General features: G+C 63.8%; 12 protein-coding genes. 4 read left to right on the forward strand and 8 right to left on the reverse strand.

Annotated elements, in window-relative coordinates; genetic code table 11:
• Positions 1 to 79: 79 nt before the first annotated feature.
• On the reverse strand, positions 80 to 1183 hold the full coding sequence (locus tag NKH50_RS05105; RefSeq protein WP_352877097.1) for a saccharopine dehydrogenase family protein: 1104 nt from the start codon (positions 1181 to 1183) through the stop codon (positions 80 to 82).
• 123 nt (positions 1184 to 1306) lie between these two features.
• On the opposite strand from NKH50_RS05105, the gene NKH50_RS05110 reads away from it, so the two are divergent.
• The 3 genes from NKH50_RS05110 (at position 1307) to NKH50_RS05120 (ending at position 3531) form a co-directional block, all read left to right on the forward strand.
• On the forward strand, positions 1307 to 1735 hold the full coding sequence (locus NKH50_RS05110; RefSeq protein ID WP_352701191.1) for an Lrp/AsnC family transcriptional regulator: 429 nt from the start codon (positions 1307 to 1309) through the stop codon (positions 1733 to 1735).
• 178 nt (positions 1736 to 1913) lie between these two features.
• On the forward strand, positions 1914 to 2279 hold the full coding sequence (locus NKH50_RS05115; RefSeq protein WP_352877100.1) for a RidA family protein: 366 nt from the start codon (positions 1914 to 1916) through the stop codon (positions 2277 to 2279).
• A gap of 22 nt (positions 2280 to 2301) precedes the next feature.
• Entirely contained in the window at positions 2302 to 3531 is a 1230-nt protein-coding gene (locus NKH50_RS05120) for an amidohydrolase/deacetylase family metallohydrolase (RefSeq protein ID WP_352877103.1), read from the forward strand.
• Between the two features lie 30 nt (positions 3532 to 3561).
• Here NKH50_RS05120 and NKH50_RS05125 read toward each other — a convergent pair whose 3' ends face one another.
• From NKH50_RS05125 to NKH50_RS05150, 6 genes are all read right to left on the reverse strand, one after another.
• Complete coding sequence (locus NKH50_RS05125; protein ID WP_352877106.1) at positions 3562 to 5340, reverse strand: NAD(P)-binding domain-containing protein; 1779 nt, start codon at positions 5338 to 5340, stop codon at positions 3562 to 3564.
• Positions 5341 to 5472: 132 nt separating this feature from the next.
• Positions 5473 to 7506 carry an aldo/keto reductase gene (locus NKH50_RS05130; RefSeq protein ID WP_352877109.1) on the reverse strand — a complete coding sequence of 678 codons (2034 nt, stop codon included), beginning with the start codon at positions 7504 to 7506 and terminating at the stop codon, positions 5473 to 5475.
• A gap of 57 nt (positions 7507 to 7563) precedes the next feature.
• The gene (locus NKH50_RS05135) at positions 7564 to 8661 is read right to left on the reverse strand and encodes an ABC transporter ATP-binding protein (RefSeq protein WP_023675944.1); all 1098 of its coding nucleotides are present in this window, start codon (positions 8659 to 8661) and stop codon (positions 7564 to 7566) included.
• A gap of 8 nt (positions 8662 to 8669) precedes the next feature.
• Entirely contained in the window at positions 8670 to 9536 is an 867-nt protein-coding gene (locus NKH50_RS05140; protein ID WP_023720571.1) for a carbohydrate ABC transporter permease, read from the reverse strand.
• Positions 9533 to 10393, reverse strand: coding sequence for a carbohydrate ABC transporter permease (locus NKH50_RS05145; RefSeq protein ID WP_352650285.1), 861 nt, complete (start codon positions 10391 to 10393; stop codon positions 9533 to 9535). Before NKH50_RS05145 ends, NKH50_RS05140 begins: the two co-directional genes overlap by 4 nt.
• A gap of 204 nt (positions 10394 to 10597) precedes the next feature.
• Positions 10598 to 11869: an extracellular solute-binding protein gene (locus NKH50_RS05150; protein ID WP_352877113.1), complete on the reverse strand. Its 1272-nt coding sequence runs from the start codon at positions 11867 to 11869 to the stop codon at positions 10598 to 10600.
• Positions 11870 to 11975: 106 nt separating this feature from the next.
• Here NKH50_RS05150 and NKH50_RS05155 point away from each other — a divergent pair, with 106 nt between their 5' ends.
• On the forward strand, positions 11976 to 12848 hold the full coding sequence (locus NKH50_RS05155) for a helix-turn-helix domain-containing protein (RefSeq protein ID WP_352701197.1): 873 nt from the start codon (positions 11976 to 11978) through the stop codon (positions 12846 to 12848).
• A gap of 15 nt (positions 12849 to 12863) precedes the next feature.
• Here the strand turns inward: NKH50_RS05155 and NKH50_RS05160 are convergent, their stop codons facing one another.
• The gene (locus NKH50_RS05160; RefSeq protein ID WP_352877116.1) at positions 12864 to 13907 is read right to left on the reverse strand and encodes a M24 family metallopeptidase; all 1044 of its coding nucleotides are present in this window, start codon (positions 13905 to 13907) and stop codon (positions 12864 to 12866) included.
• Positions 13908 to 14278: the final 371 nt, after the last annotated feature.

Raw genomic sequence — 14278 nt, forward strand, 5'->3', positions numbered from 1 at the left:
GAGGTTGGCGCTCTTCGCGAGGCGACCCCCTCTGTCGCCTTCGGCGACGTCTCCCCCTCGAGGGGGGAGATTACGCAGCTCACCCCGCAAGCCGGCTAACCATCTCGTGCTGCGCGTAGGCGTGGCCGAAGCGGTTGGCCAGAAAAGCGTCGAGCGCGATGTCCTCCTGCTTGATGAAACCTCTTGCCGGCAAGGTGCCGTCGGCGAGCATGTCGAGCACGGCGCAGATCGCCGATGCAGTGGTGATCTGGATGGCGCTGCGCACCTTTTCGCCGTCGCGCCTGGCGTAGATCTTGTTGGCATAGGTCTCCTGCAGCAGACGGCCGTTCTTGCGGCCGCTGACGGTGACGAAGACGATAACCACGTCCTGCAGCGTTGCCGGCAGGGCGCTTTCGAAAATGTCCTTCAGCACGTCGCGGCGGTGGCGCAGGCCGAGGTCGTTGAGCAGCGCCTTCATGATCGCGGCATGGCCGGGATAACGGATGGTGCGGTAATTCAGCGTGCGCACCCTGCCTTTCAGCGTTTCGGCCAGCGTGCCCAGCCCGCCCGAGGTGTTGAACGCCTCATAGGTGACGCCGTCGAGCGAGAACTCCTCGCGCTCCTCGAGCGGCGGCACCTCGATCAGCTCGCCTTCGACGATCGCCTCGCAAGGCTCGCAATATTCGTTGATGACGCCGTCGGTGCTCCAGGTCAGATTGTAGTTCAGCGCGTTCGACGGGTACTGCGGCAGCGCGCCAACCCGCATGCGCACGCTCTCCAGCGTGTCGAAGCGGCTGGCGAGGTCGTTGGCAACGATCGAGATGAAGCCGGGCGCCAGGCCGCATTGCGGAATGAAGGCGCAGTTGCCGGAGCGCGCCAGTTCCTTGACCCGCCTGGTGCTGACGACATCCTCGGTCAGATCGAGATAGTGCACGCCGGCACTGGCCGCCGCCTCTGCGATGCGCGTGGTCAGATGGAAGGGCGCGGCGCTGAGCACCGCGAATTTGCCGGCCAAGGCCGCTTCGAGGGTGCCGGCGGCTTCGATGTCGAGTTCCAGCGTCTCGATCGTTTCAGGCAGTTCGGCCGCGCCGAGCTGCGCCGCCGAGCGGTCGACGAGCGTGACATGGTAGTTGCCCGTGGAAGCCAGCATCTCGGCAATGGTCGAGCCGATCTTGCCGGCGCCGACGACGATGATTTCCTTCATGACTGGTCCCTCGCACCAACGTTGGATTGATCGCTAGAATCGCAGCTTGCCTGTCGAAAGGAAGCGTGAGACTGTACGAAACGCAGTCTCTCTTTGCGCAATGTGCCGGCAAGGTTCGTCGAAATGCTCAGCGATGCCGACCAGGCCCTGCTTTCCCTGCTGCGCATCAATGCACGCGCCTCCACTGCTGAACTGGCGCGACGGCTGGGCGTGTCGCGGACCACGGTGCAGAGCCGGATCGAGCGGCTGGAACAGCGCGGCATCATCACCGGCTACGGTGTCAGGCTTTCGCCCGACTACGAACAGGGGCTGGTCAGGGCGCATGTCCTGCTTACCGTCACCCCCAAGCTCGCCGACAAGGTGGTGCGCAGCTTGCAGGCGCTGGCACAGGTTCGAACGCTGCACTCGGTCAGCGGCAATTTCGACATGATCGTTGTCGTTGAAGCGCCGTCGATCAGGGATCTCGACACGCTCCTCGACCAGATCGGCGCCATGGACGGGGTCGAGCGGACGTCGTCGTCGATCATCCTGTCGACGCGGATCGACCGCTGAGCCGGCTGGTGTCGCGGGTCCAGACGCTGGCGCGAAGGATCGCCAAGGGTGGTGATCGTTCTGGCGTTACCGCAGCAAAGCGATATAGGCTTTCAAAATGTGGATCGATGGCGTGCAGCCGCCCCCAATCTCTCGCAGCATCGCGCGTTCACCCAAAGGACCTAGACAGGAGGCCTCCTTGCCCAAGCAGTGTTTCGGAAAATCCCATGTGCCGTTGTCGCCGGCGGTCAGGGCCGGCGATTTCGTCTATATCTCAGGCCAGGTGCCGGTCGGCAGCGACGGGCTGGTGGTCAAGGGCGGCATCGCCGAGCAGACCGAACAGGTGCTGTCGAACGTCAAGGCGGCACTGGCGCTGGCCGGCTGCACGCTCGACGACGTGGTCAAGACGACGGTCTGGCTCGAGGACGCGCGCGATTTCGGCATCTTCAATACCGTCTATGCCCGGCATTTCCCGAAAGATCCGCCGGCACGCACGACGGTGGAGTCACGGCTTATGATCGACATCAAGATCGAGGTCGAAGCCGTCGCCTACAGGCCGGCCTGACGGAAAAACGGAGACAGGCGCAATGCAATTCGATCTCCTGATAAAAGGCGGCCGCCTCATCGATCCGGCGTCGGGCCTCGACGCACAACGCGATCTGGCGATTGGCGACGGCCGTATCGCCGCCATCGACGCCGAAATCCCCTTCGAACGTGCAGCCCGCGTCATCGACGCCACGGGCTCGATCGTCGCGCCCGGCCTGATCGACCTGCACAGCCATGTCTATTGGGGCGGCACGTCGCTCGGCGTCGATGCCGACCGGCTCGCCGCAAAGAGCGGCACCACCACCTTCGTCGATGCCGGAAGCGCCGGCGCCGGCAATTTCCTCGGCTTTCGCCGCCACGTCATCGAGCGCTCGAAGGTCCGTATCCTGGCTTACGTCAACATCTCCTTTGCCGGCATTTTCGGCTTCTCGCAGACCGTCGCGGTCGGCGAATGCAGCGACCTCAGGCTCTGCGAACCGCGCGAAACGGTGGCGGCGGCGCGTGAGCACGCAGACGTGGTAGTCGGCGTCAAGGTCCGCTCCGGTCGCCATGCCGGCGGCAGCAGCGGCATCGCGCCGGTCGATCTCGGGCTGGAAGCCGCCGACAAGGCCGGCCTGCCGCTGATGGCGCATATAGACGAGCCGCCGCCGGGCCGCTCGGAAGTGCTGCCGCGGCTGCGCAAAGGCGATATCCTCACCCACTGCTTCCGGCCGTTTCCCAACGCACCGGTCTTCGCTTCGGGCGCGGTGCGGCCGGACATGCGGCTGGCGCGCGAGCGCGGCGTCATCTTCGATATCGGCCACGGCATGGGCTCGTTCGATTTCGAGGTGGCCAAGGCGATGCTGAGCGAGGGGCTGGCGCCGGACGTGATCAGCAGCGACGTGCATCTCTATTGCGTCGACGGGCCGGCCTTCGACATTCTGGTGTGCATGTCGAAGCTGCTGGTCCTCGGCATGCCGCTGGTCGAGGTACTGCGCGCCGCGACACAGCGGCCGGCCGAAGCGATCGCCAGGCCCGATTTGGGCAGGCTTGCGGTTGGTGCGGTCGGCGACATCGCGGTGCTGCGGCTGCGTCCGGGGCGCTTCACCTTTGTCGATTCGGTCGGCGCCTCGCTGGTCGCCGAGCAAAGGCTGGTCTCGGACGGCATCGTGGTCGGCGGCACGTGGTGGCCGAACGAGGCGCTGGACGATCTCGGCGAAACCGAGCGCTTCGAAGCGCATGCGCACGACACGCATGTCGAGGTTGCCGCCCGGCATTTCGGGCGTGGGTGATCTCCCGCTCAAGGGGGGGAGATCACAGCTTCACCGCGGCGTCCCATAAACCGGCGTCGCAATGCCTTCCATCCTCGCCTTGATCTGCAGCGCCACGAACTTCGAATAAAAGCGCGACAGCGCCAGATTGCCGCCGTGGAACCACAGCGCTTCCTGCGCGGTCGGCTTCCACATGTTGCGCAATTCGCCTTGCCATGGACCCGGGTCGCCCTTCACGCCCGAGCCAATCCCCCAGCACGGCCCGACCTTGTCGGCGACTTCACGGGAGACGATCGCCGCCACCGTTTCGTTCATCGAGAGATAGCCGGTGCAGGCGATGATCGCGTCGGCCGCCAGTTCGGTGCCGTCGTCGAAGAGGATGCCTGTCGGCGTCAGCGACTTGATCCCGACGCCGCTGCGGATGCCGATCTCGCCGTCGATGATCAGATCGCAGGCGCCGACGTCGATGTAGAAGCCCGAGCCGGTGCGGTAGGCCTTCATCAAAAGCCCGGTCTCGTCGTCGCCGAAATCGATGGCGAAGCCGGCGCCGCGCAAGCGGTCGTAGAAGGCCGCGTCGCGCGTGTTGATGATGTCGTAGAGCGCGCGCTGGCCCTGTGGCAGCAGCGCGAACGGCGTCGAGGCGACGATCATGTCGGCCTTCTCAGTGGTAATGCCGCGGGCCAGCGCCTTTTCCGAAAAGATTTCGAAACCGATCTCCATCAGCGTGTCCGACTTGACCACCGTCGTCGGCGAGCGCTGGACCATCGTCACCTCGGCGCCGCTCTCCCACAGATCAACGCTGACGTCATGGCCGGAACTTGCGGCGCCGATGACGGCGACCTTTTTGCCGCGGAATTTCTCGCCGCTGAAATATTGGCTGGAGTGCAGGATCTCGCCGTGGAAGGCCTCGGCGCCCGGCAGGTCGATCTGCCTGGGCGGGCCATAAGCACCGGTCGCAAAGACGATGTGCTTCGGCTTTAGCGTGATGCGCTGGCCGGCGCGGTCGACCTCGACCGTCCAGACCTTTTCGGCCTCGTCGTAGGACGCGCTGATGCATCTTGTGGAGGTCCAGTAGTTGAGCTCCATGACGCGCGTGTACATTTCCAGCCAGTCGCCCATCTTGTCCTTGGGCGTGAACACCGGCCAGTTCTCGGGAAACGGGATGTAGGGCAGATGGTCGTACCAGACCGGGTCGTGCAGCACGAGCGAGCGATAGCGACTGCGCCAGGAATCGCCGGCCTGCGCATTCTTCTCGATGATGATGGCCGGCACGCCGAGTTGCCGGAGCCGTGCGCCCAGCATGATGCCGCCCTGGCCGCCGCCGATGACCAGGCAATAAGGCTGCTGGCCGGCGCCGAGTTCACGCGTCTCGCGCGCCCTCGCCTCCAGCCAGGTCTCGCGCTCCGGATCGGCCTTGTGGCGGACGCCCAGAGGCCGCGCCGGGCCCTTGCGCTCCTCAAACCCCTTGAGATCGCACATCGCCGTAAACAGTGTCCGGCATTTGCCGTCCCTGAGGCGCATGATGCCTTGGCCCCACGCTGATGACGTCTCGAAAGAAAACCAGGCTTCGATAATGCCTTCGTCCGAAGTCGCTTCGCTGCTGAGCTGCCACCGAGCAGGCCTTGTCATTGCCAGCGTGGCTTCCAGCATGTCGCGGATCGCAGCGCGGCCTTCCATGGTCTTGATGTTCCAGGTGAAGGTCAGCAGGTCGCGCCAGTAACAGTCCTCGACGAACAGGTTGATTGCGGCCGCGACGTCGCCCGCCTCGAGCGCTCGCGCAAAGGAACCGAGCCAGGTGGCCGCCTGTTTCGACGGTGATATGTCGAGCATCTGTCTTCCCTATCTCCTGCGACTCCGGCGCTGCCCTTTAACCTTATCCTCTCTCCCGAAGAGGAGGGAGAGGGTAGGTGAGGGGCAGCGCAAACAGTCCGGAAATTAAGGGCGCAGCGCAAGACCCCGCTGTCAGGCGCGCGCGCGGGCCTGATCCGAACCGCTATCAAGCCACGTAAGATCGTCCGGCGAAAGTGAGATGTCGAGCGCCTGGAGGCTGTCTTCCAACTCGTCGAGCGTGCGCGGCCCGATCAGCGGGACGGACGGAAAGGGCTGCGCCAGGACATAGGCGAGCGCGACGTGGATCGGGCTTTTGCCCAGCCGTTTGGCGAGCTCGATGGCGCGGTCGCGGCGGCCGAAGTTCCTCTCCGAGTACCAGACCCGGACCAGTTCCTCATTGTCGCGCCGGTCGCGGCCGGCGCGGTCGGTGAAGAAGCCGCGGCCCTGGCTCGACCAGGCGAAGTTCGGCATTTGCCGGGCGGTGAGCCAGGCCTTCCATGCGTCACTGGAGGACGTGACGCAGCCTGCCCAGATCGGCTCCAGCATCTCGGCCAGCGAGAAATTGTTGGAAAGCGCGCCGGGCTTCTGCTTGCCGGTGCGCTCGGCATAGGCAATCGCCTTGTCCATGCGTTCCATCGTCCAGTTCGAGCCGCCGAACGGACCGCGAATGCGGCCGGCCTTGACCTCGCGATCCATCGCATCGACGAACTCGTCGACCGGCACGTCCGGATTGTCGCGATGCATGAAATAGACGTCGATATGGTCGGTCTGCAGCCGCTCGAGCGACTGGGTGAGCTGCTTGCCGATGACGTCGGGATAGCAGAGCGGCGAGTGCGCACCCTTGCCGATGACCACCGATTGCTCGCGCACGCCGCGGTTCTTCAGCCACTGGCCGAGCAGCGTCTCGGTATAGCCGGAACCGTAGACGAAGGCGGTGTCGAACAGATTGCCGCCGGCCTCAAAATAGGCGTCGAGCAGGATGGCGCCCGACGAAAAGGTGCGGAAATCCTCGAAGCCGAGCGCCAGGCATGAGGCCGGCCGCGGCAGGCCCGGAATGCCGCGCTTGGGGATGGCGGTCCCGCCGGAGCGCAGCTTCCGCCCGGAGATCGTGTGGACGCGCTTTGCCGGTTTTTCGATGTCGTATTCGAGCCCGATGGCGGCCCGCCATTTATCGAGCACGCGCAGATTGCCGAGACTGTCGGCCAAGCTCATGCCCGGCCAGGCGAACTCCTGCTTCCCGCCGAGAATGGCCTCGCCGGCGGCGTCGACCTCGAATGCGTAAAGCCAGCCGTCCTCCTTGACCTCGACCACCTCGGTGTCACCCCGACGGATGATGCGGATTTCGCCGGTGCCGCCTTGCTGGCCGCCGGCATACCAGAAATCCGCCACCTCGATACGGCCCTTGCTGCCGAGAATACGCAAGACGTTGTCCTGCGCGAGCGAAATGCTGCAGGAGACTTCCGCGACGATGCCGCCCGGAAAATGCAACAGCGCCGACGCCCATTCGTCGACGCCGGATTGGCCGAGATGCGCAGCGCCGACCACTTTGTCCGGCTCGGCGAAGGGCTTTCCCGCCCCGGCGCCGGCAATCAGCCGCGCCATCGAGACGGGATAGCCGCCAACATCGAGAATGCCGCCGCCGGCGAGATCCTTGGCGTAAAGCCGGTGCTCCGGCATGAAGCCCGGCATGGCGAAGCCGAAACTGGATTTGATCATCTTGATGTCGCCGATCGCGCCGGCCCTGATCAGCTCGACCAGCCTGGCCGTCTGCGGATGCAGCCGGTACATGAAGGCTTCGCCGAGAAAGGTGCCGGCCTTGCGCGCGGCATGGATCATGGCGTCGGCCTCGAATGCGGTCAGGCCAAGCGGCTTTTCGCAAAGCACATGTTTTCCGGCCTCGGCTGCCTTGATCGCCCATTCGGCATGGCTCGGATGCGGCGTTGAAATATAAATCGCGTCGACATCCGGATCGCCAACCAAAGCCTCGTAGCCATCGAGGATGCGGGCGCCGGGGAAAGCCTCAGTGAGCCCGGCCTTGCCGGGATTGCGCGCCCCTAAGGCGACCAATGTGCCGGTGCGCGAATGGGCGACGCCGCCGGCAAAGGCCTTGGCGATGTTGCCGGGCCCGAGAATGCCCCAGCGAATTTTTTCTGGTTTGGACGTCATGTCGAAATCTCCGTGGGGTGGCCGCGACCAATCGCGATCGGACAAAAGAAAGATGGGTTAGCGAATGCGTGCGCCGGTGGCGTCGAAGAGAAGCGAGCGGTCGGCCTTGATCGACACCACCAGATCGTCGCCATTCGCGCGATGCCGCGAGGCCTCGCGCTCGATGATCAGTTCCTCGCGCCCGCCCCCGGTTCCGGAATTGGCATAGACATAACTCACCGATCCCAAGTGCTCGGCGACGTCGGCCTTGAGGGTAAGGTCGCAATCGCCCTGGCCGGCGTCGAAGAAATGCTCCGGCCGCACGCCAAGCACGACATCGCCGCCTGTCGCAGGCAGAGCATCCGAAAGCGGCTTGCGCAGTCGCGCGCCGCGATGATTGACCAGTTCGACGACCGCAGCGCCGTTGTCGGCCCCGACCATTTTCGCCGCCAGAAAGTTCATTTTCGGGGAGCCGACGAAGCCGGCAACGAAGCGGTTGGCGGGGTCGTCGTAGAGATCGAGCGGCGCGCCGATCTGCTCGATATTGCCGGCGTTGAGGACGACGATCCTGTCGGCCAGCGTCATCGCCTCGGTCTGGTCGTGCGTCACATAGACCATGGTAACGCCAAGCTCCTTGTGAAGGCGCGATATCTCGACGCGCATCTGCACCCTGAGCTCGGCGTCGAGATTGCTGAGCGGTTCGTCGAACAGGAACACTTGCGGCTCGCGCACGATGGCGCGGCCGATGGCGACGCGCTGGCGCTGGCCGCCCGACAATTGCCGCGGCCGCCGCTTCATCAGCTCGGCGATACGCAGGATTTCGGAAGCCCGCTTCACCCGCCGCTCGGTATCTGCCTTGGGGTTGCCGGTCATTCTTAGGCCGAAGCTCAGATTCTGCTCGACCGTCATGTGCGGATAGAGCGCGTAGGACTGGAACACCATGGCGATGCCGCGATCGGCTGCCTCGACGTCGTTCACCACCTTGCCGCCAATGGCGATCTCGCCGTCGCTGATGTCCTCGAGCCCGGCGATCATCCGGAGCAGCGTGGACTTGCCGCAGCCGGAAGGGCCGACGAAGACGACGAATTCGCCGTCATCGATATCGATATTGGCGCCGTGGACGATTTCGAAGACGCCGAAGCGCTTGATGACGTTTTTGAGTGTGACTGCCGCCATGCTGATCCTTACTTGATGGCGCCGGCGGCGATGCCGGCGACGAAATGGCGCTGCAGAAGCACGAACACGACGAGCATTGGCGCCGTCAGCATCACCGCGCCCGCCATGATGCCGCCCCAGGACACCTTGGTGAGACCGATCAGCGTGCCGAGCGCCACCGGCGCGGTCATTGCGCCCGGCTTGGAATTGATCAGCAGCGGCCACAGATAATTGTTCCAGGAAGCAAGGAAGAGAATGATGGCGAGCGCCGCCAGCATCGGCCGCGCCAGAGGCAATGCGACGAACAGGAATATCCGCCATTCCTTGACGCCCTCGACCTTGGCCGCGTCGAACAGCTCGTGCGGCATCATCGAAAAACTCTGCCGCATGAACAGCACGCCCAGCGAGTTGAACAGCGGCGGCACGATCAGCGCCACCCAGGTGTTGGCGAGCTTGAAGTCGCGCGCCACCATGATGAATTGCGGGATCAGCACGACCGCATAGGGCAGCGTGATGGTGCCGAAGATGATGGCTACGACCATGCCCTTGCCGAAGAAGTTGTAACGCGCCAGCGCCCAGCCGGCCATCGAGGTCAGCATCACCGACAGGAAGGTATAGGTCACCGCCACCGAGACCGAGATGCCGATGGCGCCGATGAAATTGGTGCCGCGCTGCAGATTGCTGACATTGTCGAGGAAATTGCCGTGCGGCAAAAGCTCGATGTCGGGGCTGAAGATGCCATTGTCGGGCATCGTGGAAAAGACCACCATCATCCACAGCGGAAACAGCCAGACCAGCGCCAGCGGCGTCAGGAACAGATGCAGCGCGATGCTGCGGCCCAATCTGGCCTGGGAACGGCTGACCCGGGAATGGCTGATTGGGGATCGCGAGGTCATTTCGGTTCCCTCGTCAGCCATATCTGCACCAGCGAAATGGCAATCGCCAGCCCGGCCATGGTGTAGGCGACGGCCGAAGCGTAGCCGAAATTAAGCGACCGGAAACCCTGGCGGTAAAGCAGCAGCCCGAGCGTTTCGGTGCCGCCGCCCGGCCCGCCGCGCTCGGTGATCAGGAAGGGCTCGGTGAACAGCTGCATGGTGCCGATGATCGACAGCACGGCGCAGAACACGATGATCGGCTTGAGCAGCGGCAGCGTGATGTAAAAGAACTGTTTGACCTTGCTGACCCGGTCCAGGGTTGCCGCCTCGTAGACATCCTCGGGGATGGACTGCAGGCCGGCGAGCAGGATGATGGCGTTGTAGCCGGCCCAGCGCCAGGTCACCGCCATCATGATCACCGCCATCGCCGGGGTGACGTTGGTAAACCAGTCGACAGTGGGCAGTCCGATGCTGTTCAACAACTTGTTGATGATGCCGTAGTCGAGATTGAACATCAGCCGGAAAACCGCCGAATAGGCGACCTCACCGACCACGACAGGCGCGAAGAAGGCAAATCGGAACAGGCCACGTGCCTTGAGCAGCGGCGAATTCAAAAGCACCGCCATCACTATCGCCAGGGAAATCATCACCGGCACCTGGATGACGAGGATCAGCAATGTGTTCTTCAAGGCATTGAAGAAGGCGGGGTCGCCGATCAGCCGGCCCCAGTTGAAGGTCGGCGCGAACCGCCACGGCACGGTGCGCGTCGCCTGGAACGAGATCAGGAAGGAATCGATGATCGGCCACAGCCAGAAGATCGAGAAGATCAGCAGATAGGGCGCGAGGAAGCGATAAGCCGTGGCGTTCTGGTAGCGCATCGTTTTCCTCCTTTCTGCTTTCAAGTTCTTGCCTTCTCCCCTTGTGGAGAAGGTGGATCGGCGCATAGCGCTGAGACGGTTGAGGGGTGATGGCCGGAGTGCCGCCGGCGCCAAGCTGGAGCACCCCTCATCCGTCGCCTTCGGCGATACCTTCTCCCACAAGAGGAGAAGGGGAGCCGTGCGCTCGGAGCCGCCTCGTCTAGATCACGACTTGACCGGCAGGCCGGTCGCCGCGGCGATCTGGCTTGCGGCATCGTCGAGCGCTGCCTTGGCGTCGGGATAGCCGCCGGCCAGATATTTGGTCTGCACCGCGCGGATGATGATTTCGGCGTCGCTCTGGAACGGCGTGCCGCGGCTGGGGACGACCTTGGGCAAGGTGCTGAGGATGTCCTTCCACACGGCTTGGCCACCCCAATAGGGCAGGCCTTCGGAGACGTAAGGGTCGTTGAGCGCCGAGATCAGCGACGGCACCAGGCCGAAGCCTTTCAGCATTGTGATCTGGCCCTCATTCGTCCCTAGCGTGTATTTCAGATAGGCGTAGGCGGCTTCCTTGTTCTTCGACACCGAAGTGATGGCGAGCGAGGAGCCGCCGATATTGGCGGCGCGCGGACCGTCGGCGGTCAGGCTCGGCATAAGATAGACTCCCCATTTGCCTGCGCCATCGGGCGATTCGGTGCGTATGGTGCCTTCATACCAGCCGCCATACATCTGGCTGGCGACCTTGCCGGCGGTGTTGTTGGTGATCTTGGTGCTCCAGTCGGCAGAGGAAATGATGCCGGCGTCCTTCATCTCCTTGATCTTGGTCATGGCATCGACGCATTTGGGCTGATTGACGGTGATCGATTGACCATCGGCGGAGAAATAGGCGCAGCCCTGCTCGTTGGAGATCATGCGGAAGAATTCGGAATCGCCGTTGAAATCGGCGTTGGTCATCGTCACGCCGGGATTGGCGGCCTGGATCTTCTTTGCGGCGGCGATGAAATCGTCCCAGGTCTTGATCGAAGACGGGTCGACGCCGGCCTTCTCATAGAAGTCGCGGCGGTAGAACATCGCTACAGGGCCCGAATCCCAGGGCATCGCATAGGCCTTGTCGTCCACCTCGAGCTCGGTGCGCTTGAAGTCGGGGAATTTTGCCTGGTCTTCCGCGGTGTAGCCGAGCGTATGCAGGTCGACGAAGCAATCCGGGAACTGGCTCCAGTAGTTTTCCGCCTCGCCGTTCTCGATCGTCACGATGTCCGGCAGCCCCTCGCCGCCGGCGGCACAGCCGGCGATCGACTTGTCGTAGGTCGGCTGGTTGCCGAGGTCCTCGACCGTGACCTTGATGTCGGGATACTGCTTGTTGAAGCCCGCTATGGTGGCCTTCAGCGACGAAGCGGCGATATTCCAGCTCCAGATCGTGATTTCACCGGACTGCGCAAAGGCCGGGCTGGAGCCCAAGGCAAGCGCGAGCGCGGCGCAGGTCAATTTTAAGCGCATTGAAATCCTCCCATTTCAGTTGCTCTCTGTTTGCGAGCGTGGCTAGACTAGGCTTCGGGAAAGCCTTGTCCGCGACAAAGGGAATAAGAAATGAGCGGAAAGTAAGATGCCGGAAAGGCCGTTTTACCAGCCTGGCGCCAGCAGCGTGGAGGGCCTGCCGCTGCTGCTGCAAATGTTCCACACCCAGCCCCTGGTGATGCTCAAGCCGCATTGGCACGCCCAGGTCGAGGTGAATTTCATCGTGCGTGGCGCCGTGCATTACCGCATGGACGGGCACGGGCTTTCGCTTTCTGCGGGCGACATGTGCCTGTTCTGGGGCGGCCTGCCGCACCAGATGGACGAAGCTTCCGACGATGCCATCTACGCCGGCGCGCATCTGCCGCTGGTTCATTTCTTCCGGCTGCATTTGCCCGTCGACGTCCGCAACAGGCTGATGACCGGCGCGACGCTGGTGACCGACGCCACAGACCGGTCGGACGACCACAATTTCGAGCGCTGGAACCGCTATGCCCGCTCCGGCGACCCGGTCAAGGCGGAGCATGCCGTCAACGAGCTTTTGCTGCGGCTTGAGCGGGTGCGGTTCGAGCCCTACCGGCTGGTGCCGGAAACGCCGGTCGAACAGGAGCTAGGCAGCCCGTTCGATCAGCAATCGCTGCGCAATGTCGGGCGCATGTGCGACTTCATCGCCGAGAATTTCCTCTACGAGATCGATTGCGTCGACATCGCCGCGGCGGCCGACATCCATCCCAAATACGCCATGAGCATCTTCAAGAAATCGACCGGCATGACGCTCAATGAATATGTGAATCTGCTGCGCCTCAGCTACGCGCAGGCGCTGCTGATGCATCAGGATGCCAATGTGCTGCGCGTCGCCATGGAATCGGGCTTCGGCTCGCTCAGCGCGTTCAACAAGTCGTTCCGCAAGCTTGCCGGCATGTCGCCGTCGGATTTCCGCAGGGGCGTGGCCGGCGCCAGATAACGGCGCCGGCTGGATTCAGCCGATAACCCCCAGACGTCTCGGCAGGCGGTTCATCGGCGACGGCCCGTTGGCGGTGATCAGGAACTGGTCCTCGAGATTGAAGCTGGCGAGACCGTCGATGTAGAGCGGAATCTCGAACGCCAGCACCATGCCCGGTTCGATCGCGACATCGCAGTCGGCCGAGATGAACGGCCATTGCTCGGAAAACACGGAATGGCCGACGCCGTGGCCGAAATGGCCGCGGCGATAGGAACGCAGGCCCTGGCGCGCCAGGCTTTCGCTTGCGGCGCGATGCACGGCGGCCAACGGCTTTCCGGGCATAAGCGCGGCAAGCCCGTCGGCGAAGGCGCGTTCGGCTATCGCATGCAATTCGGCCTGTTCGGGCGACGGCGGCCCGAAGGTGAAATTCCGCGACATATCCGAGGCATAGCCGTTCACGCTGCACACCATGTCGGCCTTCAGCGGATCGCCGGCGGCGGCGACCGCGTCGGCGCCTTTTGGGCGAGCGCCCAGCGTGACGTATTCCGCCGTCGAGATTTGCTGCGACGACCCGGCGGCTACATCCGCGACGCCTTGCCGGTAAAGCGCGACCAGCTCAGACTGACGCATGCCGGCCGCTGCATGCTGCTGCAGCCGCGACAGGCCGGCCTCCGACAGGACGATGCCCTGCTGCAACAGGTCGATCTCGCTCTGCGACTTGATCGCCCGCAGCCGGTCGAGGATCGGCGAACCGTTGACCAGGGCAGTGCCCGGCAACATCGCCTGCATCGCGGAAAAATCGCTGGCCGAGACGAAATCCAGCTCGATGCCGAGCGTCGCACGCTCCAGCCCGAATTCTGCGAGGATCGTTTTCAGCTCGCGGACGGAGCGGGCAAGCTCGAAGGTCGCCGGACGTGAAAAACCGGGGGCGCGGCCAACCAGGCCGGCCTCGATGCGCTGCGCAACAGGCCGGTCGGCCGTCGCCGGCTCGAGCGACGCCGATTCGATCCAGATCGGATGTGTGCGTACCATGGCGCCGGCCATCGCCGCCGGGAGTTGGGCAACCTGGAAATCCGCCACCACGACGCCGATCGGCAGGTTGCCTCGCTTGGGAATAACGACGAAACCGGCGCCGGCCCTTCGGAACAGGCCTGCCGGGCCGATCCAGGCACCGGTGGCATATTGGAACGCCTCGGGCTCGCAAAAGCACCAGCGCCTCGATGCCGGCGCGCTGCATCAGGTCAGTTGCGCGCTCGCGGTCGACAAAGCCGGTCATGGGATCTCCTCAAATGCAATCGAAACCGACGCCGATGCGGCGGCGTTTGGCCTTAGCGTAGCTTCAGTGCCGCCGTGGAGCAGCTTTTTTCTGGAAGCGCTGTTCACCTTGAGAGTTCGTCGTCGGGAAACGAAAAAGCCGCGGCGAACCGCGGCTTTTCAACACAACAAGTGGC

Source organism: Mesorhizobium sp. M1027, from assembly GCF_040318745.1.
Taxonomy (GTDB): Bacteria; Pseudomonadota; Alphaproteobacteria; order Rhizobiales; family Rhizobiaceae; genus Mesorhizobium.

What these genes read in the sequence shown, in the direction of transcription:
- NKH50_RS05105 (WP_352877097.1), bottom strand. Translation starts at nt 1,183, where the DNA reads ATGAAGGAAATCATCGTCGTCGGCGCCGGCAAGATCGGCTCGACCATT.
- NKH50_RS05110 (WP_352701191.1), top strand. Translation starts at nt 1,307, where the DNA reads ATGCTCAGCGATGCCGACCAGGCCCTGCTTTCCCTGCTGCGCATCAAT.
- NKH50_RS05120 (WP_352877103.1), top strand. Translation starts at nt 2,302, where the DNA reads ATGCAATTCGATCTCCTGATAAAAGGCGGCCGCCTCATCGATCCGGCG.
- NKH50_RS05125 (WP_352877106.1), bottom strand. Translation starts at nt 5,340, where the DNA reads ATGCTCGACATATCACCGTCGAAACAGGCGGCCACCTGGCTCGGTTCC.
- NKH50_RS05130 (WP_352877109.1), bottom strand. Translation starts at nt 7,506, where the DNA reads ATGACGTCCAAACCAGAAAAAATTCGCTGGGGCATTCTCGGGCCCGGC.
- NKH50_RS05135 (WP_023675944.1), bottom strand. Translation starts at nt 8,661, where the DNA reads ATGGCGGCAGTCACACTCAAAAACGTCATCAAGCGCTTCGGCGTCTTC.
- NKH50_RS05140 (WP_023720571.1), bottom strand. Translation starts at nt 9,536, where the DNA reads ATGACCTCGCGATCCCCAATCAGCCATTCCCGGGTCAGCCGTTCCCAG.
- NKH50_RS05145 (WP_352650285.1), bottom strand. Translation starts at nt 10,393, where the DNA reads ATGCGCTACCAGAACGCCACGGCTTATCGCTTCCTCGCGCCCTATCTG.
- NKH50_RS05150 (WP_352877113.1), bottom strand. Translation starts at nt 11,869, where the DNA reads ATGCGCTTAAAATTGACCTGCGCCGCGCTCGCGCTTGCCTTGGGCTCC.
- NKH50_RS05155 (WP_352701197.1), top strand. Translation starts at nt 11,976, where the DNA reads ATGCCGGAAAGGCCGTTTTACCAGCCTGGCGCCAGCAGCGTGGAGGGC.